The organism is Clostridiales bacterium (assembly GCA_017569285.1).
Lineage (GTDB): Bacteria > Bacillota > Clostridia > Christensenellales > Aristaeellaceae > Aristaeella.
Genome location: CP069419.1, coordinates 378,953 through 402,921 on the forward strand (window position 1 = coordinate 378,953; position 23,969 = coordinate 402,921).

Annotated in this window: 21 protein-coding genes; 10 read left to right on the forward strand and 11 right to left on the reverse strand. The window is 55.9% G+C overall.

Going from position 1 to position 23,969, the window contains the following annotated elements:
• Positions 1-37 precede the first annotated feature (37 nt).
• The 7 genes from JNO48_01745 (at position 38) to JNO48_01775 (ending at position 7,946) form a co-directional block, all read left to right on the forward strand.
• Positions 38-1,594, forward strand: a complete 1,557-nt coding sequence (locus tag JNO48_01745; GenBank protein QTE68658.1) for a hypothetical protein — start codon at positions 38-40, stop codon at positions 1,592-1,594.
• 157 nt (positions 1,595-1,751) lie between these two features.
• Entirely contained in the window at positions 1,752-2,756 is a 1,005-nt protein-coding gene (locus JNO48_01750; protein QTE68659.1) for a deoxyguanosinetriphosphate triphosphohydrolase, read from the forward strand.
• 26 nt (positions 2,757-2,782) lie between these two features.
• The gene (dnaG, locus tag JNO48_01755; GenBank protein QTE68660.1) at positions 2,783-4,558 is read left to right on the forward strand and encodes a DNA primase; all 1,776 of its coding nucleotides are present in this window, start codon (positions 2,783-2,785) and stop codon (positions 4,556-4,558) included.
• A 25-nt stretch (positions 4,559-4,583) separates the two neighbouring features.
• Complete coding sequence (gene rpoD, locus JNO48_01760; GenBank protein QTE68661.1) at positions 4,584-5,729, forward strand: RNA polymerase sigma factor RpoD; 1,146 nt, start codon at positions 4,584-4,586, stop codon at positions 5,727-5,729.
• Positions 5,729-6,442, forward strand: a complete 714-nt coding sequence (locus tag JNO48_01765; GenBank protein QTE68662.1) for an SAM-dependent methyltransferase — start codon at positions 5,729-5,731, stop codon at positions 6,440-6,442. Before rpoD ends, JNO48_01765 begins: the two co-directional genes overlap by 1 nt.
• Entirely contained in the window at positions 6,439-7,209 is a 771-nt protein-coding gene (locus JNO48_01770) for a Nif3-like dinuclear metal center hexameric protein (protein ID QTE68663.1), read from the forward strand. Before JNO48_01765 ends, JNO48_01770 begins: the two co-directional genes overlap by 4 nt.
• Before the next feature lie 35 nt (positions 7,210-7,244).
• On the forward strand, positions 7,245-7,946 hold the full coding sequence (locus JNO48_01775) for a hypothetical protein (GenBank protein QTE68664.1): 702 nt from the start codon (positions 7,245-7,247) through the stop codon (positions 7,944-7,946).
• A 52-nt stretch (positions 7,947-7,998) separates the two neighbouring features.
• On the opposite strand, the gene JNO48_01780 is transcribed toward JNO48_01775, so the two are convergent.
• Complete coding sequence (locus JNO48_01780; GenBank protein QTE68665.1) at positions 7,999-8,793, reverse strand: leucine-rich repeat domain-containing protein; 795 nt, start codon at positions 8,791-8,793, stop codon at positions 7,999-8,001.
• Between the two features lie 228 nt (positions 8,794-9,021).
• Here JNO48_01780 and JNO48_01785 point away from each other — a divergent pair, with 228 nt between their 5' ends.
• Genes JNO48_01785 through glgP form a run of 3 tightly spaced genes read left to right on the forward strand, consistent with a single transcriptional unit; the run spans position 9,022 to position 13,894 of the window.
• Positions 9,022-10,047 carry a LacI family DNA-binding transcriptional regulator gene (locus JNO48_01785; GenBank protein QTE68666.1) on the forward strand — a complete coding sequence of 342 codons (1,026 nt, stop codon included), beginning with the start codon at positions 9,022-9,024 and terminating at the stop codon, positions 10,045-10,047.
• A gap of 25 nt (positions 10,048-10,072) precedes the next feature.
• The gene (gene malQ / locus JNO48_01790) at positions 10,073-11,545 is read left to right on the forward strand and encodes a 4-alpha-glucanotransferase (protein QTE68667.1); all 1,473 of its coding nucleotides are present in this window, start codon (positions 10,073-10,075) and stop codon (positions 11,543-11,545) included.
• Positions 11,546-11,554: 9 nt separating this feature from the next.
• A complete protein-coding gene (glgP, locus tag JNO48_01795) occupies positions 11,555-13,894 on the forward strand; it encodes a glycogen/starch/alpha-glucan family phosphorylase (GenBank protein ID QTE68668.1) in 2,340 nt (779 codons plus the stop codon).
• Between the two features lie 4 nt (positions 13,895-13,898).
• Here the strand turns inward: glgP and rsmI are convergent, their stop codons facing one another.
• The 10 genes from rsmI to dnaJ form a co-directional block, all read right to left on the reverse strand.
• On the reverse strand, positions 13,899-14,756 hold the full coding sequence (gene rsmI, locus JNO48_01800) for a 16S rRNA (cytidine(1402)-2'-O)-methyltransferase (protein QTE68669.1): 858 nt from the start codon (positions 14,754-14,756) through the stop codon (positions 13,899-13,901).
• A gap of 3 nt (positions 14,757-14,759) precedes the next feature.
• On the reverse strand, positions 14,760-15,707 hold the full coding sequence (rsmH, locus tag JNO48_01805; protein ID QTE68670.1) for a 16S rRNA (cytosine(1402)-N(4))-methyltransferase RsmH: 948 nt from the start codon (positions 15,705-15,707) through the stop codon (positions 14,760-14,762).
• 61 nt (positions 15,708-15,768) lie between these two features.
• Positions 15,769-18,423 (reverse strand): valine--tRNA ligase, encoded by a 2,655-nt coding sequence (locus JNO48_01810; protein QTE68671.1) that lies wholly within the window; start codon positions 18,421-18,423, stop codon positions 15,769-15,771.
• A gap of 100 nt (positions 18,424-18,523) precedes the next feature.
• Entirely contained in the window at positions 18,524-18,715 is a 192-nt protein-coding gene (gene rpmF / locus JNO48_01815; GenBank protein QTE68672.1) for a 50S ribosomal protein L32, read from the reverse strand.
• A 3-nt stretch (positions 18,716-18,718) separates the two neighbouring features.
• Positions 18,719-19,210, reverse strand: a complete 492-nt coding sequence (locus tag JNO48_01820) for a DUF177 domain-containing protein (protein ID QTE68673.1) — start codon at positions 19,208-19,210, stop codon at positions 18,719-18,721.
• Positions 19,211-19,275: 65 nt separating this feature from the next.
• Positions 19,276-20,514, reverse strand: a complete 1,239-nt coding sequence (locus JNO48_01825) for an acetate kinase (GenBank protein ID QTE68674.1) — start codon at positions 20,512-20,514, stop codon at positions 19,276-19,278.
• A gap of 74 nt (positions 20,515-20,588) precedes the next feature.
• Entirely contained in the window at positions 20,589-21,752 is a 1,164-nt protein-coding gene (gene nifS, locus JNO48_01830; GenBank protein ID QTE68675.1) for a cysteine desulfurase NifS, read from the reverse strand.
• Positions 21,753-21,788: 36 nt separating this feature from the next.
• Positions 21,789-22,145, reverse strand: coding sequence for a hypothetical protein (locus JNO48_01835; GenBank protein ID QTE68676.1), 357 nt, complete (start codon positions 22,143-22,145; stop codon positions 21,789-21,791).
• Positions 22,123-22,668: a VanZ family protein gene (locus JNO48_01840; GenBank protein ID QTE68677.1), complete on the reverse strand. Its 546-nt coding sequence runs from the start codon at positions 22,666-22,668 to the stop codon at positions 22,123-22,125. The genes JNO48_01835 and JNO48_01840 overlap by 23 nt, the downstream gene beginning before the upstream one ends.
• Before the next feature lie 129 nt (positions 22,669-22,797).
• The gene (gene dnaJ / locus JNO48_01845) at positions 22,798-23,916 is read right to left on the reverse strand and encodes a molecular chaperone DnaJ (GenBank protein QTE68678.1); all 1,119 of its coding nucleotides are present in this window, start codon (positions 23,914-23,916) and stop codon (positions 22,798-22,800) included.
• Between the last annotated feature and the right edge of the window lie 53 nt (positions 23,917-23,969).

Consider the following 23,969-nt stretch of genomic DNA (forward strand, 5'->3'; position numbering starts at 1 on the left):
GCGGGTGACAAAACCTTTCTGAAAGGTCGTGGATTTTGTGCGTAAGATTTTATGGGTGACGGTCCTGCTGCTGGCGCTGCTGTGCTGCACCTGTGCGGCTGCGGATACATCGTATTCCCTGGCTCCCTGCCCCGGCACCGTTGAAATCCCGGACGCCAAGTTTATCGTGCTGACTCCGGACAATCTCACCAGCCATCCCGACCTGCTTTCCAGGATCGGGAAAACAGCTAAGCAGCTGACTTCCGACTGGGAAGAACGCGGCGTTATCATGCAGGCCTGGTTCCAGAGCAAGAAGCCCGACTCCTGTCTGGAAATCTCAGTCCGGGAAGACGCGGATTCCAAACTGTACTACGACCTGGTTAACCATTCCGCCGACCAGAACTGGAAGTCCTTTATCAGTTCCCATAAGGATGGTTCGGCTTATGCAGCAGATGGGTATTCCCTGCGTGAAGTAACCAAAAAGCAGCAGGCAAACAAAAATTACTTCCTTCGTCTCCAGTACAAGCGTACGACCGATGAAAAGGTGTACTGGGGTTATGTCGCCAAGACCGTTGCACGCGGTTATACAATCGTTTTCGACTACCAGGTTTTTGACCGCGGCCTCCGTGCGGGTGACCAGACCCAGCTGAACCGGATTGTCAATACACTCAGCCTTTCTGAAGGCGGAACCGGCGGCGGAAGCAGCGTGTCGGAATCCGGAAAGCTGAATATCATCACAAATCCCCCGGTTGAAACCAATTTGGATACATTTACGGTCGAAGGCCAGACCATTCCCGGTCTGGAAGTCATCGGTGTCCTCATGAATGAGGAAAGTCCGGAACCTACCCGGTTTTATGCCACTGCGAATGAGAAGAACGGTAATTTCAAGCTGAAGGTTACCCTTCCCTATGAGAAGACCTGGCTGCTGACACTTATCGTGGTTGATGGCGATGTCCAGAAGGATTTCCATGCGTTCAGCCCGGTAAAATACAGCCAGACACTGCTTCCCCTCACATTCGACTCTCCGGTTCCGGAAACGCTGACCGCAAATGAAACCGTGATTTCAGGTACAACAGACAAGGGTGTCACCGTTCAGTGCATTGTTTCAGACGGCGGAAAAACCAATTTCACCAAGCAGATCAGGACCAACGGAACCGGGCGTTTCACTTTCAAGGTGCCGACTGCGGATGAAGCGGATTACCATTTCACACTGGTATTCAGCAAAAAGGGCTTTGATACAAAGCGGCTCACTTTCGATGCGTCCCGCAGCCTGTCCGAAGAGGACCGCCGCGCGGCAATCCAGAAATCCGCAGTCCGTCCGAGTTACAGCAATCTGATGAACAAGAGCGAGAAATACATTCATCAGGCAATGGGTTACAATCTGTATGTGACGGATGTGCAGCAAAGCGGCGAAGAATGGATTATTCAGGCTGCCATGGTCCGCAGCGGAGCACAGTACAAAAATATCGTATATTTCAACGCCGATGAGGATCCGGGTCTTGAAATCGGTTCCCGGTATCTGATGTACGGTGATTATATCGGCTCCTATGTGGTCCAGGCAGATGACGGCGCAGAACAGTTCCCCGGGTTTGATCTTCTGTTTGTCATCAAATAATCCTCCGTTCGGTTTTGGCAGGAGGCATATGCCTCCTGTTTTTTGTTTTCCCTTCCGGAGCCGGTTGATTTCTCCGTGGAAAGCAGGATTTCCGGCCTTGATGTTGTATTATATTTTCGTACAAGCAGTATGACCGGATGAAAAGGAGTGCGCGTGTATGAACGTTCGGGAACGGCTGGAACAGCAGGAATACCTGCTGCTGGCACCATGGGCTTCCCATGCGGCGGAATCCAGGGGGCGCTCCGTTCCGGATGATCCGTGTGACCTTCGGACGGTTTTCCAGCGGGACCGGGACCGGATCATTCACTGCAAATCCTTCCGGCGTCTGAAATTCAAAACCCAGGTTTTCCTCTCACCGGAGGGGGATCATTACAGAACGCGCCTGACCCATACGCTGGAAGTGGCGCAGGTAGCCCGGACCATCGCACGGTCACTCCGCCTGAATGAAGACCTGGCTGAAGCGATTGCCCTGGGACATGATCTGGGTCATACCCCGTATGGGCATATCGGGGAACGGACCCTTGATTCACTGCTGCCGGAGGGATTCCGCCACAATGAGCAGAGCCTGCGTGTGGTGGAGCGTCTCGAAAATGACGGCAACGGCCTGAACCTGACCTGGGAGGTCCGGAACGGAATCCTGACCCATTCCGGCGCCCAGTATCCTGAAACCCCGGAAGGTGAATGTGTCCGCCGTGCGGACCGGATTGCCTATCTGAATCATGACCTGGACGACGCGCTCCGCAGCGGCCTCATCCGTCTTTCCGATGTTCCGCCCGACTGCCTTAAGGTCCTTGGGCAGACTCACCGGGAACGGATCAATACCATGATTACAGATATTGTCGCTGCCAGTGAAGGGCAGCCCCATCTCTCCATGTCACTGGTTGTCCAGGAAGCCATGGACGGGCTTCGGGAGTTTATGTTCCAGCGGGTTTACCGGAATCCGTGGCGTGATCCGGAGGAAATCCGTTGTGATTATGTCCTGCGCCACCTGTTTGAATACTACTGCGCCCATCCGGGTGAGATGCCGGAAGAATTTGTCATGATCGGCTACCAGGATGGAATTGAACGCAGCGTATGCGATTATCTTTCCTGCATGACCGACCGTTATGCCACCCGGAAATTTACGGCATTGTTCGCTCCTTCATCCTTTCCCGCCTTCTGATTTTTTGGACGAGGTGATATTGATTCATGGCATCCCGCTATCCTGCCGCATGGCTGGATGAGCTTCGTTCCCGCTCGGATATCGTCCAGGTCGTGTCCGGCTATGTGGGGCTGAAGAAATCCGGCCGCAAGTATTGGGGCCTGTGCCCGTTCCACGGAGAGAAAACCGCTTCCTTTTCCGTGGATGCAGAGCACCAGCTCTATTATTGTTTTGGCTGCAAAGCGGGCGGCAATGTAATCAACTTTATCATGGAGATTGAGCGGTGCAGCTTCCACGACGCTGTGGAACTGCTGGCGGAACGCGCGCATATCCCGATGCCGGAAATGGAAGACGATCCGGAATATGAGCTCCGCCGTTCCCGCCGGCTCCGGCTGCTGGATGCCAACCGCCGTGCCGCGCAGTTCTATCACGAGATGCTTTTTAAACCGGAGGGTGCAGCCGCCCTGGCTTACCTGCGCAGGCGCGGACTGTCCGACGGAGTCATCCGGAAATTCGGCCTGGGCGCCGCTCCGGACCAGTGGTCTGCGCTGACGGATAAACTGACTTCTGACGGGTTTACAGCCGAAGAGCTGGTTACTGCAGGCCTGGCTGTTGCCGGAAAGAATAAAAACGCCGCCGGTGAGACCCGGTATTTTGACATGTTCCGGAACCGGGCCATCTTCCCGATCATTGACATGTACAAAAATGTGATTGCCTTCGGCGGCCGCTCGCTTGGAAAGCAGGAGCCCAAATACCTGAACACATCCGATACGCCTGTCTTCAACAAGCGCAAGGGCGTTTATGCCGCCAACCTGCTGCGCCAGCAGCGGCATCTGGACCATGTGATCCTGGTGGAAGGCTATATGGATGTAGTCAGCCTGAATCAGTTCGGCGTTGAAGGGGTATGCGCTACGCTGGGGACCGCGTTGACTGCAGAACAGGCCCGTCTGCTGCGGCGCTTTGCTCCGGCAGTCTATCTGGGATACGATGGGGACTCTGCCGGCCAGCATGCCATCCTGCGCGGACTTGAAATCATGGAGCAGGAAGGGATTCCGGTCCGCGTACTGGATTTTCCGGACGGGCTGGATCCGGATGAATTCATTCGCCGGGACGGCCTGGAAGGTTTCAGGAATCTTCCCGCCATCTCCCCCGCTGTCTACCGCCTGCGCCGCCTGAAGGAACAGCATGACCTGTCCACCCGGGACGGAAAAATCGGTTATTCCCGCGCGGCTGCTGAAATCATTCGTCCCCTGGATCCTGTGGAACGTGAAACCTGCCTGCGGGACCTGGTGGTGGAAACCGGTTTTTCCCGGGAAATCCTGCTTGAGCAGATGGAACTCCATGCCGGAAAGGAAAATCCTGTCCGGGAACCCGGTGTTCCGAAAAAGCCGGTTTCAGTGCAGCGGCCCGGTGAAAGCGCCGCCCCGCCTGATACAAGCGCCCAGGAAACGCTGCTGAGTCTTCTTGCAACCGGCCAAATTCCGAAAGATATGATCAGTGAAAAGGATTTTGACGATGATGAGTTGAAATCTATATATGCCGGCCTGATATCGGGGAAATCCCCGGCTGCGCTGGTCGATACCGCTCCGGATGACGAAACCCATTCCCGCTATGTGAGAATTCTCCTTTCTCCCATTGCAGACAGTACGGATCAGCTGATCTCCATGGCCAACCAGTGCCTGGCCAGAATCCGGAAATCCGCGCTGCAAAAGAGATATGACACCCTGATGAGTCAGATCGGCGCTTTGCCTCCCGATGATTCATCCGTTCCTGCCCTCCTGAAGGAGGCGCAGGATGTTCAGGCAAAGCTCAGGCTTCTCTGACCGTCCCAGTTATGATGCGGATCGTATGATTAAGAAGGAGAGGATTCCATTGTCGCTTCTTTCACCCGAAAATAAACAGGAAAGGCTGAACGAGCTCTACGAATACGGCAAGTCCAAAGGTGCATTGACCTATAAGGAAATCATGGACCGCCTGATGGAGCTTGAAATGGATCCGGACCAGCTGGATCACGTACTCGAAACGCTGGAAGCATACGGTGTTTCCGTGGTCAACGAGCTGCCGGAATCCGGAAATGCGTCTGACGCATCTGCTGATGCACAGTCAGCTGTCCTGGATGATTCTTCTGCCTCCGATGCGCTGGATCTTTCCGTTCCGGAAGGTATCAGCATTGATGACCCGGTCCGGATGTACCTGAAGGAAATCGGCAAGGTGCCGCTGCTGACCGCCGAAGAAGAAATTGAAATTGCCAAACGCCTGGAAGAAGGCGATGAGAGCGCAAAGCAGAAACTGGCGGAGGCAAACCTTCGTCTGGTGGTTTCCATTGCCAAGCGCTATGTCGGCCGCGGCATGCTCTTCCTCGACCTGATTCAGGAAGGCAACCTGGGCCTGATCAAAGCCGTTGAGAAGTTTGATTACCGAAAGGGATTCAAATTTTCCACCTATGCCACCTGGTGGATCCGCCAGGCCATCACGCGCGCCATCGCTGACCAGGCCAGGACGATCCGTATACCGGTCCATATGGTCGAAACCATCAACAAGCTGATCCGGGTTTCCCGCCAGCTGCTGCAGGAATACGGCCGGGAGCCTACCCCGGAGGAAATAGCCAAGGAAATGGGCATTTCTGAGGCAAAAGTCCGTGAAATCATCAAAATTGCTCAGGAGCCGGTGTCCCTTGAAACCCCGATCGGTGAAGAGGAAGATTCCCATCTGGGTGACTTTATTCCCGATGATGATGCTCCTGCCCCGGCCGAAGCCGCTTCCTTCACCCTGATGAAGGAACAGCTGATGGATGTGCTGGATACCCTGACCCCCCGCGAGGAAAAGGTACTCCGCCTGCGTTTCGGACTGGACGACGGCCATCAGCGGACACTGGAAGAAGTCGGAAAGGAATTCAATGTTACCCGCGAGCGCATCCGCCAGATTGAGGCCAAAGCGCTGCGCAAACTGCGTCATCCTTCCCGCAGCAAAAAGCTCCGGGATTATCTGGACTGATGCGTATCCTTCATCCCGTTTCGCTGGACGCCCGCCTGTCACTGGTATACGATCTGGTTGACCCATGTGAGCTGGCTGCAGACATCGGAACGGATCACGCCCGACTGCCGGCCGCGCTGCTTCAGCGCGGCCGCTGTTGCCGTATGATCCTGACGGATATCAGTCCTGATGCGCTGGAAAACGCCCGGCGGGAAATCATTCACTGCGGTCTGTCCGAACGGGCGGACCTGCGGCTTGGGGACGGCCTGTCCCCCATTTCGGAAAAATGTGATGTCATCTCCATTACCGGAATGGGCGGTCAGACCATCCGCTCCATCCTGCTTTCAGGACGGGACCGGCTGCAGAATGCTTCACTGATTGTTTCAGCCCATACAGACTGGCATCTGATTCGTCAGACCATCATGGAAATCGGCTACCACCTGGACCGGGAAGAGCCGTGCTTTGCTTCCGGCCGGTATTACCTGGTGCTGCGCGCCCGTCCGGGGATTGCTCCCCTGTCCGGCCGGGAAATCCGTCTCGGGGGGCCGCTTTTTGATTCCCGCTCTCCGGTTCTTCCGCGGTTTCTGGATCGAAGACGGCAGATCCTTTCGGTCCGCCTTGCCGGAGTCCGCCGTGCGGCAGATCCGGATCCGGCTGAGATGCTCCAGCTTTCGTCCGATATTGCTTACCTGAATGAAATGATTGCCCGCTGCAGTCCGGAGGTGGAAAAATGACCGTTCGGGATGTTCTGGCCCTGATTGATGCTGTTGCGCCTTTTGATTCCCAGGAGGAATGGGATAACTGCGGCCTGCTGGTCGGTTCTCCGTGTCAGGAAGTCACCGGCATTCTCTTTGCCCTGGATGCAACCGGACCGGTCATTGATGAAGCTGTCCGCCTGGGTGCATCCCTGATCATCACGCACCATCCGCTGATGTTCTCACCGGTCCGGCGGATTACGGATGAGGGTTATGAAGGCCGGCTGATCAGCCGCATGCTGGAAAACCGGCTGTCCCTGATTGCCGCCCATACCAACCTGGACCGTGCTGAGGACGGAATCAATGACGTACTTGCGGCGCTCTGCGGTCTTTCCGATGTCTCCGGGCACGACTTTTTCCGTACCGGTACCCTGGATTCACCCGTTTCCGCACAGGACTATGCGCATCGTCTGGAAGAAGCCCTGGCCACGGTTGTCCGGGTCTACGGTCCGGCCGGACAGATGATCAGCCGGGTGGGGCTTTGCTCCGGCGGCGGCGGTGACAGCTGGACCGATGCGTCCTCCTCCGGTTGTGATGCCTTTGTGACCGGGGAAATCCATCATCATGTTGCCCTGGCTGCGGTGGACGCCGGTCTGATTGTTTTCGAATGCGGCCATTTTGCAACCGAAGAGCCGGGAATCCGTGCCCTGGCGCAAGCTTTACAAAACAGTATGAATACGGTAAAATGTAATGTAGGGGTTTATATATCTGGAATCCCTGCTTATTCATTTCCCCAGCAGCCGTGACAGGCGGTGTTTTCCTGTCGGAAGGAGGCCCCTTTATGGAACAGTTTGAAGCTCTTTGGCTCTTCCAGGCCGAAGACATGAAAGCGGATGCGATTGCCAGCGCAATCAAGCGCTCCCCGACCCGCCAGAAGCTCGAAAAAACGCGTGACCTGATTCTGGAGCGCCAGAAGCAGTATAAGCAGATTGAATCCGATACCGCCGCCATGGTGGACCGGAAAGATATCATTACCCAGGCACTGGATCATTCCCAGGCGCAGCTCAGCCAGCTCAGGGAGCGTTTTGAAAAAGAACCGCCGCAAACCGCGGAGAGCGTTCGTTCCATGATGGCTGAAGTTGGAAAATGCCGTGAAACCATCCGCCAGTACGAGCTGGAAATCAATCGGATTGTCAAGGAATCCGCAGCGAATGACAAGCTTCAGCGAAGCGTCCGCCTGGAAGCTGCAAACGCCAAGAAGCAGTTTGACCAGCTGAAGGCTGATTATGAAGAGGAGTCCAAAAGCAAAAAAACGGAGCTGGACGCCCAGCGGGCCAAAGCCAAGGAACTGGAGGAAAAGGTAGATGCCGGCCTGCTGGAGGAATACAATACCATCAAGCGCCGTATCTCCCCGCCTGTTGCCCGGCTGACCCACGGTCAGTGCTCCGGCTGCAACACTTCCCTTCCCTCCGCTATTCTCTCCCGGATCAAGGGAGGTGCCCTGGTGGAATGTGAAACCTGCGGCCGGATGATTATCCAGTAACACTGCAGTAAAAAACCGTTCGTTCAGAACGGTTTTTTTTGTTGGGTTTTATTCACATCCGGTCCGCATAGATCAGTTCCATTTCATCCGGGCATTCCTCAAATGCGTTCGGCTCAATGGCAACATCTTCGGAGGGAACAGTGACCTTCCCCAATGCTGAACAGGTATGGAATGCATTGTCCCCGATGGTTTTCAGTCCGTTGCCGAATGTGATTTCACGCAGGGCAAAGCAACCGAGAAACGCCATGCTCCCGACCGTTTCCAGCGACTGGGGCACAATAATCTCATCCAGCATGGAGCATCCGCCGAAGCACTGGTCCCCGATTCCGGTAACACCTTCCGGGAGGCAGATGGACTGCAGGCTGCTGCACTTGAAGAAGGCCTGCTTTCCGATCATTCTTACCCCTTCAGGAATCACTACCGTTTCGATAAATGTATTGTTGGCAAATGTATGATCCCCGATTTCCACCACCGGCAGTCCGCCCAGCCTGGAAGGAATCTCCAGCTCTGTTCCCTCTCCCCTGTACAGGGCAGTAACGCATGATGTCTGATCCTCGGAAACAAAGTATCCGTATTCACCGTCAAACAGGAGGTCCGGATTCATGTATCCGGAGGAAGCGTTCATGTTTTCCGTCCTGCGGCCATGTTCCTGTGCGGCGCGGAATTCCGTCTCTTCATCAAACAGTTCTTCCTCGGCGTCGAATATTTCTTCCCCATCGAATTCAAACAGCACGGTATCCTGGTCATCTTCGAAGTCCATGTATTCATCTGCCAGTGTAGCGGCCGGCCTGCCGGCAGCAAAAAGAAGAATCAGCGATAGAACAAACGCTGCAATCGCTTTTTTCATCGCATTTTCCTCCTTTTTGCCATGTTTTCATTCTATCAGATAATTATAAAATAGCCGGTTCAAAAAATCAACATCGCAGCAGAAGACCATCCCGCACCATTCTGCCCGGTCGTTTCTGCTTAATCCTTTATGTTTCTCCGTTGACTGATTGCGATCGTTGTGATATTATATGGCTGAAAACGTTACCGTTATCGTTTCCGTAACCAATTCCAAATACGGAGGTCCAGAATGAAAGTCTATACGATTCGGGATATCGCCCGTTTGGCCGGCGTTTCTGTAACGACGGTCAGCCGGGTACTGAACCATCGTCCGGATGTCAATCCGGAAACCCGCATCCGTGTTGAAAAAATCATTCAGGAAAACCATTTTGTCGGGAATACCAACGCACGCGGCCTGAAGCAGAATAACGAGGTCATTGCCGTTGTGGTCCGCGGCCGTTCCAATCCCTTCCTGAGCAACCTGGCGGAAGCGATTCTGAACCGTGCTTCCTCGTTGGATGACATCTTCATCACCGAGTATATCGATGAAAAGGATGATGAGTTCCAGACAGCGCTTCGGCTGTCCTTCCAGAATGCCGTCAAGGGGATCATCTTTGTCGGAAGCCTGATCGACGAGCGGGTCAGTACGATCCGCGATCTGGATATTCCTGTCGTTTTCACGACTGTAAATGCGAAATCCGCCGATCTGCCGCGGGCTTCTTCCGTTGCAATTGACGACCGGGCAATGGGATATCAGGTTGCCGCCGAACTGCTTTCTCTGGGGCACCGGCGCGTGGCGGTCTTCGGATCCGATCCTGTTGCGGGCGACTCTCTTGCCATGCGATTCCAGGGCTTCTGTGACGCGTTCACGGATCAGGGTCTCACCTATCGCCAGGAAGATTACTGCGAAACCCGTTTCTCCTATGAAGCCGGATACCAGGCAGCCCGCACTTTCTTCTCGGAGCATCCGGATGTAACCGCGCTCTTTTCCATGAGTGATACGGTTGCGGTCGGTGCTATGCGGGCCCTGAAGGATCTGGGCCTTTCCGTCCCGGAGGATATCAGCGTGATCGGTTTCGACGGAATCGATATCAGCCGTTACACTGTCCCCCGGCTGACCACACTGGAGCAGCCGGTCAATGAGATTGCTATGCGCAGCGTCGATTTGCTGCTGGATATGATCGAATCCAATGCCGAACCGCGTCATATCCTGGTGGAGGGCATTTATCACCGTCGGGAATCCGTTGCTCCCCCGTCGTCTGTTTCACGGACCTGACTACCGAAAAAGGAGTATGATCCCTATGCGTACAAGCGGTATCCTGCTGCATATCTCCTCGCTTCCTTCCCCGGGCGGTATCGGTTCACTCGGCCGGGAAGCATACGCGTTTGCGGACTTCCTGCACGCCTCCGGCCTGAGGATCTGGCAGGTCCTTCCGATCGGTCCGGTCGGATACGGTGAAAGCCCGTATCAGTCTTCCTCTGTCTTTGCCGGTAATCCCCTGCTGATCTCCTGCAGGTCGCTGCGGGAAGAAGGCCTGCTGGATTATGAGGATGCGGAAGAGTTCACGCCGGATAATCCCGAGGTTGTGGATTATGACGCAGTCCGTCAAAACAAGGATATGCTTCTCCGCCGCTGTTTTGCCCAGTCACGGGAACATCTTTCAGACTCTGTGGAGCAGTTCCGTCGGGACAATCCCTGGGTCAGCGATTTCGCGCTTTTCACTGCACTGAAAACACATTTCTCCGGCCTGATGTACACCGCCTGGCCGGATGAAGATATCCGCCGCAGGAAGCCGGAAGCCGTCCGGAAATATACGGAGATGCTCCGTTCCGAAATTGACTTCCATATTTTCTGCCAGTATCTTTTCCGCACGCAGTGGATGGCTCTGAAGCGCTACTGCAATGAGCGCTCCATTATGCTTTTCGGAGATATGCCGATCTATGTGGCCGAAGATTCTGCCGACACATGGACGCATCCCGAGATTTTCCAGCTGGACCGGAATCTGATCCCGAAAAAGGTAGCCGGTGTACCGCCGGATTACTTCTCTGCGGACGGTCAGCTATGGGGAAATCCGCTGTATCGCTGGCATCGTCTGCGGCGCCGCGGATATGACTGGTGGGTAGACCGGATGCGGGGAATGGCTTCGTTGTTCGATATCATCCGGATCGACCATTTTATCGGTTTCGCAAATTATTACTCCGTGAAACACGGCATGCCGAATGCCCGCAGCGGCAAGTGGATTGTCGGTCCTGGAAAAAAACTGTTCCAGGTGCTGAACCGGGAACTGCCCGGCATCCGGATCGTTGCGGAAGACCTCGGCTGTGTGAATGACCGGGTTCAGAAGCTGCTCGACTGGTGCGGCTATCCCGGAATGAAAGTGCTGACATTCGGTTTTGATTCCGATGAGAGCAATCCCCATTTTATTGACCACTATACTGCCAACACGGTTGCATATACCGGCACCCATGACAATGACACCGTACGCGGATGGGCGGATAAAGCATCACCTGAAGCATTGGCCTTTGCCGGGAAAAAGCTTGGCTTCTCCACTCCGGAGGAAGCTCCGGAAGCTTTCATCCGTGCGCTGTTTGAATCTCCCTGCGACACGGTGATTGTTCCGATGCAGGATGTCCTCGGTCTCGACGGAAGCTCAAGAATGAACTTTCCCGGAACGACCGGCGGCAACTGGAAATGGCGTATGAAACCGGATGCGCTTTCTCCGGAGCTTTCTCTCCGGTACTATACACTGAATCGTCAGACAAACAGGAGGTAAAACCTGATCATGAACGCAAAGCAACTGGTCCGGGACGCGGAACAGCGCCTGATGACCGAAACCCATAAAACGCTGGCGGAGGCTTCTGCAACAGAACTGCACAACGCCCTGTCCGGCGCTGCCATGGATGCCATCGCCCCGCTGTGGAAGAAGCGGGAGGACGCCCGTTTTCCCCGCCGCCAGGCATACTATCTTTCCATGGAATTCCTGGTCGGCCGTCTCGTATACAATAACCTGTACTGTATGGGCCTGCTGGATGAAGTCCGCACCCTGCTGAAGGAAAAAAACGTGGATATTGCCATCATGGAGGATGTGGAGGATGACGCCTTCGGCAACGGCGGTCTCGGCCGTCTCGCCGCATGCTTCCTGGACAGTGCCGCATCCTGCAATATCCCGCTGACCGGATATGGTCTCCGTTTCAGATACGGTCTGTTTAAGCAGAAGTTTGTGGACGGCCGCCAGTCGGAGGAACCGGATGACTGGTCCCGTTACGGGGATCCATGGTCCATCCGCCGTCCCGATGACGCAGTGGTTGTTTCGATGAAGACCGGAGACGTCCTGGCCGTTCCGTATGACATGCCGGTGATCGGATACGGAATGAAGAACATCGGAACGCTGCGGCTTTGGCAGACCGAAAGTCTGCATGAGATGGATTTCGATCTGTTCAACCGGCAGGAGTACGCCAAAGCCGCCGCCAATAAGAACCAGGCGGAAGACATCACCAAATTCCTGTATCCGAATGATACCCGAAAAGAAGGAAAGCAGCTGCGTGTAAAACAGCAGTATGTGCTGGTTTCCGCAACCATGCAGGATATCCTCCGCGGATACCGGAAACGCCACGGCAGCGACTATTCCTTCTTTGCCCGTGAAACGGCTGCCCAGCTGAATGACACCCATCCGACCATGGCAATTCCGGAACTGATCCGGCTCCTGAATGAAGACGGCGTCAGCTTTGAGGATGCGTTCCGGATTGCCTGCGACACGTTTGCCTACACCAATCACACAGTCATGCAGGAAGCCCTTGAAAAATGGGATTTGGCGTTGCTCTCATCCGTCTGCCCGCAAATCGTCTCCGTGATCCGGAAGATTGATGCCCGTTTCCGGAAGGAAATGAAAGGGCTGAAAAAGGAGATCACACCTTCCCTTTGCATCATCCTGAACGGACAGGTCCATATGGCGGAGCTGGCAGTCTATGCCACCCACGCGGTCAACGGCGTTGCGGAGCTGCATTCGGAAATCCTGAAGAACGATCTTTTCGCCGACTGGTACCGGATCTGGCCGGAACGTTTCCAGAACAAAACAAATGGAATTACCCAGCGCCGCTGGCTTGGGCTCTGCAATCCGGAGCTCTGCAGCCTGATCGAAAGCAAAATCGGTCCCGGCTTCATCACCGACCTGGATGAGCTGAAAAAGCTGCTGCCGGCGGTCAATGCCTCCCTCTGCAAAAAGTTCATTGCCGTCAAAAAGCAGAAAAAGAAGCAGCTCAGCAGTGAAATCCTGCGGCGTGAAGGCGTGGAGCTGGACCCGTCCATGGTGTTTGACGTACAGATCAAGCGCTTGCATGAATACAAGCGCCAGTTTATGAATGCTCTGAGTATCCTGGCCATCTATGACCAGCTGAAGCGCGGCCAGCTGAAGGATCTTCCGCCCGTTGCATTCATTTTCGGTGCGAAGGCCGCTCCCGGTTACGACCGGGCCAAAGCGGTAATCCACTGGATTAACATGATCGCAGACAAAGTCAATAACGATCCGATAACCCGGGACCGGCTGAAGGTGGTCTTCGTCCAGAACTATAATTGTTCCTGGGCGGAAAAGATCATTCCCGCGGCGGACATCTCTGAACAAATCTCCCCTGCCGGAACAGAAGCATCCGGCACCGGCAATATGAAATTGATGCTGAACGGTGCGGTAACCCTGGGAACCTTCGATGGTGCGAATGTGGAAATCGTGGAAGAAGCCGGCCGGGAAAACAACTATATTTTCGGTGCCACGGTCGATGAGCTGGAAAAAATCAGGGATTCCTATGATCCGAATGGAATCTATAAAAAGAATGCACTCCTCCGCCGTGCGCTGGATACTCTGGTGGACGGTACCTTCCCCGATGAGGACGGCCGGCTGAAGGAACTGCACGACGCAATCCTGAAGGGCGCCTCCTGGCACAAACCCGATCATTACTTCGTCATGAAGGATTTCCCGAGCTATTATGAAGCTAAGCTTCAGGCAATCCGGGACGCAAAAGCGGACGAAGTTGCCTTCGCCCGCAAGTGCCTGATCAATATCGCCTGTGCCGGAAAGTTCTCCTCTGACCGTACAATCCGCCAGTACGCAAAGGAAATCTGGAAAGTCTGACCGCTTATTCGGAAACTGCCTTTTTCAACCGTAACGCCGCCTGTTTGACGGCGTTCTTTTTTTCACCGTTCCGGATCAGCACTTCCTGGGCTTCCCGGAGCGACAGGCCGCTGTCGATCGCATCCGCCAGCCTGGCTGCTACGGATCCGGAAACAGCAGCCGGTTCTGCGTCTTTTTCCGGTACTCCGTGAAGGTCCATCACCACGCAGTATTCACCCTTTTCCGTTTTTTCATTGGCAGCAAGGGCCTGCAGTACCTCGTCCGGGGTTCCGTAGAGAGTTTTCTCATGCAGTTTGGTCAGGTCGCAGCAAACGGTCAGCCGGGCTTCCGGAAGGGTCTCGCGGATGGCTTCCGTCAGCGCAATGATCCGGTACGGGGATTCATGCAGAACCGCCACCCGGACTCCCTGCCCGATCTCCTTCAGCTTGTTCTGAAGGTCTTTCTTCTCCCGGGGCAGAAAGCCGTAAAACGCGAATTCCCGCGCGTCAAAACCGGAAATGGATACCGCGGCAATTCCCGCGCTGCATCCGGGTACCGGAATCACCGGAATCCCACGGGCTGCGCATGCGGCCACTACCATATTCCCCGGGTCCGAAATGCACGGGGTTCCCGCATCTGTTACCAGCGCGGCCTTCAGGTCTTCCGTCCGGATCCGGTCTGCCAGTGCTTCCGCCTGGGATGTCTCATTGTGCCGGTGGCATGAGATCATCTTCGTCTGGAATCCGAATACCTGGCCCAGCTTCATGGTCACACGCGTATCTTCAGCAATAATCAGGTCGGCCGTTTTCAGCGTTTCAATCCCGCGCGGGGAAAAATCGCTCAGGTTGCCGATCGGAGTGGCTGTTACAAACAAAACTGCCATTGCTTAAACCTTTCTGTCCAGCTTTTCCGCAATCCGGAGTTTGGCGCTCCTTGCCCGCGGATTCCGTGCTGTCTCTTCCCCGGATGGTGCAATTGCTCCGCCGCCAAGCACCTTCACCGACGGTTTCCGGCCGCAGGTGCAGATCGGTGCTTTCGGCGGGCAGATGCATGGGTTTTCAAGGGTTTTGAAAGTCCGTTTCACGATCCGGTCTTCGAGTGAATGGAATGTGATGACACAGATTCGTCCGCCCGGCGCCAGGCAGTCCACGAAATCACGCAGCGCCTGCTCCAGCGGATCCAGCTCGTCATTGATCCGGATCCGGACCGCCTGGAATGTCCTTCGGGCCGGGTGTCCGTCATCCTTCCGGCGTACTGCCTTTGGAATCGCGGCGTCCACCGCTTCCACCAGGTCAAATGTGGTTGCCAGAGGTTTCACTGCGCGGTGTTCACAGATAATCCGCGCGATCCGCGCCGCCCATTTCTCCTCGCCGTAGTCCCGGATGACCTCCATGATCTCCCGTTCCGGAGCGCTGTTCAGGAATTCAGCGGCGGTGATTCCCCGGCTTCGGTCCATCCGCATATCCAGGGGGGCGTCTTCGTGATAGCTGAACCCCCGTTCCGGGGTATCCAGCTGCGGACTGGAAACGCCAAGGTCCAGCAGTACACCGTCCAGTTTGGGCGCTCCTGCCTCTGTCAGCAGTTCCCTTCCGTCATGAAAATTGCCATGGATTGCCTGGAAACCGGGATATTCCTTCAGGCGGGCTTCCGCCGCCCGGATGGCGTTCTCATCCCGGTCAATCCCATACAGCCGGGCCGTTCCGCCGGATGCTTTCAGGATCGCTTCGCTGTGTCCGCCGCCGCCCAGCGTGCCGTCACAGTAAATACCGTTCTCCCGGACGTTCATCCATTCCAGGACTTCCTGAAGCAGCACCGGTTCATGCCGAAATTCCATCTGACAACTCCCCCGAAACCGGTAACGGGCCGCGGAAAAATCCACGGCCCGGTTTCCGGTATTAAATCTGTTCCTTCAGTTCAGCAATCCGTTTTTCCAGGGCTTCTGCCTTGGCAGCAGCTGCTTCCAGCTTATCCTTTTCCTGCTGGACCAGCTGTGCCGGTGCCTTGGCGATAAAGCCGGCATTATTCAGCATACCCCGGGAGCGGTTCATTTCCTTGCCGATATTCTCCAGTTCCTTGGTGAGGCGTGCGATCTCCTTGTCGAAATCCACCAGATCGCCAAGCGGGATAAACAGCTCGCCGGCCGCGGTTACCGCAGAAACCGTCTTCTCGGTTACCTGGTTCCGGTCTGCCAGCAGTTCGGTCTCAGATGCTCCTGCCAGCCGGCGGAAGTATCCGTCGCCGCCTGCCAGCGTCTCCTGCCAGCCTTCGCCGGGCAGCAGCATCAGGCGGGTCCGTTTGGAAGGCGCTACATTCATCTCGCTGCGGAGGTTCCGGATCGTCCGGATGATTTCCATGATACCCTGCATCCGGGTTTCATCCGCTTCGAACACATAGTCTTCACGGTATTCCGGCCACTTCTGCAGCATCAGGAAGCCTTCGCTGTCCGGCAGGTATTTGTAAACCTGCTCGGTCAGGAACGGCATGAAGGGGTGCAGCAGCTTGAGCAGGTTTTCCAGCACATACAGCAGCACGGCCTTCACGGTTCCCTTGCTCTCGCCGTCTTCGCCCAGCAGGCGGCTCTTGCTCAGTTCAATATACCAGTCGCAGAATTCGCTCCAGGCAAAATCATAGATCTTGGTTGCGGCCAGTCCGAAATCGCCGTCCTCCATATGGTCGGATATGTCGCGGACTGCTTCCTGCAGCCGGGTCAGAATCCACTTGTCCGCCGTCTCCAGCTGTACGGGAACAAAAGGCTTCCGCTCGTTCACATTCATCAGCACGAACCGGCTGGCGTTCCATACTTTATTGGCGAAGTTCCGGGCAGATTCCACCTTCTCCCGGCTGTACCGGGTATCATTTCCGGGACTGACTCCCATCACCAGGCTGAAGCGCAGCGCATCAGCTCCGTATTCATCCACCACTTCCAGCGGATCCACGCCGTTTCCGAGGGACTTGGACATCTTCCGTCCCAGCTCATCCCGCACCAGGCCGTGAATCAGCACCGTCTCAAACGGGGCCGCACCCATATTCTCAATACCGGCAACCATCATTCGGGATACCCAGAAAGTGATGATATCATAGCCGGTCACCAGCACGTTAGTGGGATAGAAGTACTTCAGGTCCTCCGTCTTGTCCGGCCACCCCAGCGTGGAGAAAGGCCAAAGGGCGGATGAAAACCAGGTGTCCAGCACATCTTCATCCTGATGCAGCTTCCCGCCGCACTTCGGGCAGGCGGTCGGGTCTTCCCGGCTCACGGTCATCTCGCCGCAGTTATCGCAATACCATACGGGAATCCGATGGCCCCACCAGAGCTGGCGGCTGATGCACCAGTCACGGATGTTTTCCATCCAGTTGTAGTACATCTTGCTGAAGCGTTCCGGCACAAACTTCGTCCGGCCTTCCCTTACCGCAGCAATCGCAGGTTCCGCCAGGGTCTTCATTTTCACGAACCACTGTTCGCTGAGGCGGGGTTCCACAGGAGTATCCCCGTGACGGTAGCAGAAGCCCACATTATGGCTGTAATCTTCAATCTTTACCAGCAGGCCGAGCTTCTCCAGCTCTTCCACCACGGCCTTACGGCATTCCATGGGATCCATCCCGGCAAAACGGCCGGCATTCTCATTCATGGTGCCGTCGTCATTGGTTACCGTGATGATCTCCAGGTTATGCCGCTGGGCTACTTCGAAGTCATTCGGATCATGGGCCGGCGTCATCTTCACCGCACCGGTGCCGAATTCCATCTCCACATAGTCATCGGCGACGACCGGGATTTCCTTATTCACGATGGGCAGAATCACTTTCCTGCCTACCAGGTTCGTGTACCGCTCATCTGCGGGATTCACCGCCACGCCGGTATCACCCAGCATGGTTTCCGGCCGGGTGGTTGCTACTACCACGCCCTCACTGCCGTCCGCGCCGGGATAGCGGATATGCCACAGGTGGCTGGCCACATCCTTGTAAACCACTTCCGCATCGCTGATGGCGCTCTGGCAGGCAGGGCACCAGTTGATCATCCGGTTCCCCCGATAGATCAGGCCTTTTTCATACAGGCGAACAAATACCTCACGGACAGCCCGGCTGCATCCTTCATCCATGGTGAAGCGTTCCCGCGTCCAGTCGCAGCTGACACCCATTTTCCGCTGCTGGTGAACGATTCGTCCGCCGTATTCCTTTTTCCAGTTCCAGGCGCGTTCCAGGAAAGCTTCCCGTCCGATCCCTTCCTTTGTCAGGCCTTCCTTCCGCATCGCTTCCACGATTCTCACTTCCGTGGCGATGGCAGCATGGTCAGTCCCGGGCAGCCAGAGGGTCGGATCTCCCTTCATCCGGTGATAGCGGATCGGTGCATCCTGCATCACGCAGTCCATGGCATGGCCCATATGGAGCTGCCCGGTAACATTGGGCGGAGGCATCACAATTGTGAAGGGCTTCTTCCCTTCCACACGGTGCGCGGTAAACGCGCCGGCTTCTTCCCATTCCTTATAGATTTCCGCCTCAATTTCCTGCGGATTGAACCGGGTTTCCATGTCTGCGCCGGTCTTCTTCTGGCTCATGGCTCTGACCTCCGATTATTTCATTCGCGGATTAATGAAAAACAGCTCCGACCCTGATGGGCGGAGCTGCAAAATCACGATCCAAAAAAGCAGTCGACAATCAGGCGTTCTTTTCTTCGTCCTTATTGACGACCTGGACGCCGTTATAATAACCGCAATTCTTGCACACGCGATGAGCCAACTTCATCTGATGACACTGGGGGCATTCAACGATCCCCGGCAAGGTCAGCTTCCAGTTGGCGCGGCGGCTGTGCTTGCGAGCCTTTGATACTTTCCCCTTCGGAACAGCCATGATTCACACCTCCAATTTGTTTTCAAGCAATTGCTGCAGCCCTGCAAACGGATATTGAATACCCGGCTCATTCGGGGCGGCATCCGGGTCCCTGTATTCAAAGCCCGGGCAATCCTCCCTGCAAAGGAAACGGATTGGCAGGGCCATGACGGCGTATGACATCACCAGCTTGTCCAGGAAAACCTCGTGCCCGTCGTAGGCAAAGATTTCGTCATCTTCCTGATCTCCGCCCCGCTGGAACGTTTCGTCGAAGCTGTTTTCAACCCCGGCTTCCGCGTCCCCCAGGCAGTTGGCACAGGGAGCATGGGCAACGGTCTTCAGCTTGCCTTTTACCGCGATGTTGCCGTCTTCATCCGCCAGGAAAGTTCCTTCCACCGCACAGTCGTCCAGTCGGACGGTGTCGCCGGCGATTTCCTGATCCGCAATGGCCTGCGTTCCGGAAAATCGGTACTCCTGGCCGGGATGGGCTAAAGCATCTGATACGTCAAGCTTCATGTCCTCACCTCAAAAGTGACCGTCGATAATTATAGTTGTTTCAAAACCGTTTGTCAACAACAATTTCAATTGTCCCGGACCTTTCCGGTCGTGACCAGATCCAGGGTATCCCGGGCAATCATGATTTCCTCATTGGTCGGAATCACGCAGATCTTAACCTTGCTGTCGGCTGCGGAAATCACAGCTTCGCTGCGGGTCTTGTTCTTTTCCGGATCAATCTTCGCGCCCATGAATTCCAGGCCGTCAATCACCCGTTCACGCAGGGAAGCATTGTTCTCCCCGATACCGGCCGTGAAGCAGATCACGTCCACCCCGCCCATAGCGGCTGCGTAGGAACCGATATACTTCTTGATGCCGTAAATCAGCATCTCCTGGGCGAGAATTGCGTTCTCGTCTCCCTGATCGGCCAGAGCATCAATATCGCGGCAGTCGCTGCTCTTTCCGCTGATACCCAGCAGGCCGCTCTTCTTGTTCATCATGGTCAGCACTTCATCCACACTGATCGGATGGCCCAGGGGCGTACCGTCATCCTTCAGGGGGTTGTTGGCAATAAACTGCACAACAGCCGGGTCGCAGCTGCCGCACCGGGTGCCCATCAGCAAGCCTTCCAGAGGCGTCAGGCCCATGGATGTATCCACGCACTTCCCGTCCTTCACAGCGCTCAGGCTGGATCCGTTCCCCAGGTGGGCAATGATAATCCGCTGCCCCTTGGGGCTGATCCCCAGGAATTCGCATACCCGGCGGCTGACATAGCGGTGGCTGGTTCCGTGGAAACCGTAGCGGCGCACATGCAGCTTTTCCTCATACATCTTCGGAACGCCGTACATATAGGCCTTCGGAGGCATTGTCTGGTGGAATGCAGTATCAAACACGGCGACCTGCGGAGTGCCTTTCATGACCTTCTCGCACGCTTCGATTCCCATCAGGTTGGCAGGATTGTGAAGCGGTCCCAGCGGGAAGCAGTCCCGGATGGCCTGTTTTGCCGCATCATTCACAATAACGGAAGCGGTAAACGCACTGCCGCCATGGAGGACACGGTGGCCGACCGCACCGATTTCATCCGTGCTTTTGATCACGCCGAATTCCGGATCCTGCAGGATCTTCAGCATCAGCTGTGCAGCCGCCTCATGATCCTTGATTTCCTCACAGATCTCCGTCTTTTTTCCGCCGGCGCTGTGTTTCAGCTTGCTTCCCTCAATACCGATCCGTTCCACCAGGCCTTTGGCCAGTTCCTTCTCGCCGTCCATGTCGATCAGCTGATACTTCAGGGAAGAGGATCCTGCGTTTACTACCAGAATTTTCATGCTCCGTTACTCCTTTTACTTGTTTCGGTCCTTCAGAATTATACTCGTAATCCGGGGAAATGAAAAGCCCCAAATCACTTTACCAGCATACCCCGGAGATTCCGCAGGTCTGCAACAATCTCCCGCATGGTCCGGACAGTTTCGTCCACATCCGCCTCCGTTGTCTCCCGGCCCAGGGTCAGCCGGATGCTCCCCCCGGTCTGTTCCCCGCCGGGCCGGATTGCCTCCAGTACATGGCTGGGTTCCGTGGAGCCGGAAGTACACGCGCTCCCGCCGGAAGCCGCAATCCCCGCCAGATCCATCCGCAGCAGCAGTGTCTCGCTTTCAACACCGGCAAAGGAGAAATGACAGTTGTTGCACAGCCGGCCCTCCGCAGGTCCGTTCAGCCATGACTCCGGAATCGTATCCAGTGTCTCCCGGATCATCCGGTCCCGGAGGCACCGGATCGTTTCGGTCCTTGCCGCCATGTCCGTTCTGGCAATTTGGATCGCGGCACCAAGGCCGACAATACCGGCCGTGTTTTCCGTCCCGGCCCGAAGCCCCCGCTCCTGGGCGCCGCCCCGGATCAGGCCTTCGATCCTTGTTCCGCGGCGGATGAACAGTGCACCAATTCCTTTGGGACCGTAAATTTTGTGTGCGCTCAGGCTCAGCAGGTCGATTCTGTCGCGGTGGACATCCACATCTGTGCATCCCACCGCCTGGACCGCATCGGTATGAAACGGGATTCCATGGTCTCCCGCAATCCGCCCGATCTCCCCGATCGGCTCCAGGGTGCCGATTTCATTGTTGGCCGTCATAATGCTGATCAGCACGGTGTCCGGCGTAATGGCTTTCTCCACGTCCTCCGGGGAAACCCGGCCCGACCGGTCCACCGGAAGGTATGTAACCTGCCATCCTTCCCTTTCCAGCTGCCTGCACGGATTCAGCACGGCATGGTGCTCAATCCGGCTGGTAATAATATGCTTTCCCCGGCCGGAGGCTGCCCGGGCGATTCCCTGAATTGCCATATTGTCGCTTTCGCTGCCGCCGGAAGTAAAGTATATTTCTGCCGGTTCCGCGCCAATGGCTTCCGCCACCTGTCTCCTGGCCTGTTCAACAGCCCGGTGGGCATCCCTGGCTGTTCCGTACACACCGGAAGGATTGCCGAACTTTTCGGTAAAATACGGCAGCATTTGTGCCAGGACTTCCGGCAGGACCGGTGTGGTTGCCGCATAGTCCAGATAAATTCTGTTCTTCATGGTGAAAAACTCCTGTCGTTCTGCCGGCCCGGCACATCAGAACTGAATCCGGAACAGGGTAAAGTTTCGGGTAATATCCGAACGGACAAAATAAGCCATACTGAACAGAATGGTCACCAGCAGGAGCACCAGTACCGTCCCGACGATGATGCCGGTAATGTTGCCGGCTTCAAAAACCACTTTGGCCCGTTTTTTCTGGATATCCGCCTTCTCATCTTCTGAAAGCTCCGGCAGATCGTCCGGATCTTCATCTTCATAGGGGTCGTCAAATCCGTCGTCATAATCATCCTCCGGGTATTCCTCCCAGCCGCTTCCGGCATTGGTACCCGGTTCATCCGGCAGGGACGGATTTCTGCGGGTTTCTTCCTGCTCATTGCTTTTGAAGTACGCCATCCGGTTCCCTTGCCTCCTTCTCTTTCGCCGCGATATATGCTTTGCTGCCCAGCACTACGACGACCGATGCAATTACAGCGCCGGTCAGTACGCCGGAACTGTCCAGTACCACATCCGTCCACTGGCCTGCGCGCCCGTCCGTCAGCAGCTGGTGCAGCTCATCCGTCACCGCATATAGCGTTCCGATCATCCAGCTGACCGGAAGCAGATGCCTTTTTTTATTTCCGATCCAGCTTTGCAGGCAGAACCGGAGCAAAAGTCCAAGCAGGGCATATTCGGTAAAATGGGCGGTCTTGCGCACCAGATGCTGGATTACATTGTAAACTTCTTCCTGTTCAGGCTCCGGCAGCTCCTCAAAATCCGGATACGCAGTATCAATGACAACACGGGTAAATATGCCGCTGGTGCGGTCGGAGCGGTCGGCCGTCTCATTGGAGAAGAAGAAAATCAGCAGCATCACGGCGGCTGTCAGCATCGTCAGCACCACCCTGACCCATGTCCGCTGCCATCCTGTCTGCTCCATGTGCCCATTCCTTTCCGTTCATACCCTTTAACCTTTATATTTTACCGTTTTCAGGCCGGAATCGTCAAGTGACCGTGTCCGCTTAAAAAGCGCGGAAGCCATCGGCCCCGCGCTTGATAAGCATTTCAGTCACTGGAACAGTTCCTTGACCCGGTCCATAAACCCTTTCCGGTTGTCATATTCCCGGTCGGAGGTGGTGGCATCAAACTGCCGCAGCAGATCCTTCTGTTTGCTGTTCAGCCGTTTCGGGATTTCCACCTTTACCCGCAGCACCAGATCACCCTTCCCGGCGCTTCGCAGCTGCTGGATTCCGGCTCCCTTGATCCGGAATTCCGTCCCGGGCTGCGTACCCTCCGGAATCCGGTATTTGATCGGCCCGCTGAGCGTCGGCACCTCAACGTCTCCGCCGAGGGCGGCCGTCACAAAGCTGACCGGGAAATCCAGCAGCAGGTTGTATCCTTCCCGCCTGAACAGCTTATGGGGTTTCACCCCCACCACAATGTACAGGTCTCCGTTCGTGCCGCCGCGCATTCCGGGCTCGCCCTGGCCGTTCATGATGATCGTCTGGCCGTTGTCAATACCGGCGGGCACTTTGACCGTCACGGTCCTCTTCTTCCGTACACGCCCGCTCCCGGCACAGTCCGGACACTTGTCCTTGATCACCTTGCCGGTTCCGCCGCACGCGGAGCATGTCCGCATCATGGTCATCCATCCGCTGCTTTGGCGCATCTGGCCGGTTCCCTGGCAGGTGGGGCATGTCACCGGACTGGTCCCCGGTTTGGCACCGGTTCCCTGGCAGGATTCACAAAGCTCGTTCCGGTAAATTTCAAAGCTCTTCTGGCAGCCCTTTGCGGCTTCCTCAAATGTAATCCGCAGCTCATACCGCAGGTCATTTCCCTGGACAGGTCCCTGCCTGCGTGTTCCCCGGCCGCCCATTCCGCCGTTGAACAGCTGGTCGAATATATCGCCCACACCGCCGAAATCAAAGCCGCTGAACGGGTTTCCGCCGCCCATGCCGGCCGGCGGATCCTCAAAGCCGAACTGGTCATATCTGGCCCGGCGGTCCGGATCAGAAAGGACTTCATTCGCCTCGTTCAGTTCCTTGAAGCGCTCCACCGCTTCCTTGTCGTCCGGGTGCAGGTCCGGGTGGCATTCCTTGGCTTTCTTCCGGTATGCCCGTTTGATCTCCTCATCTGTCGCATTTTTGCCGACACCGAGCACCTCGTAGTAATCCCGTTTTTCCGCCACCTTATCTCACCTCGTTTCCCGAAATCAGGCCCACCTCCGTCGGGGCGGGCCTG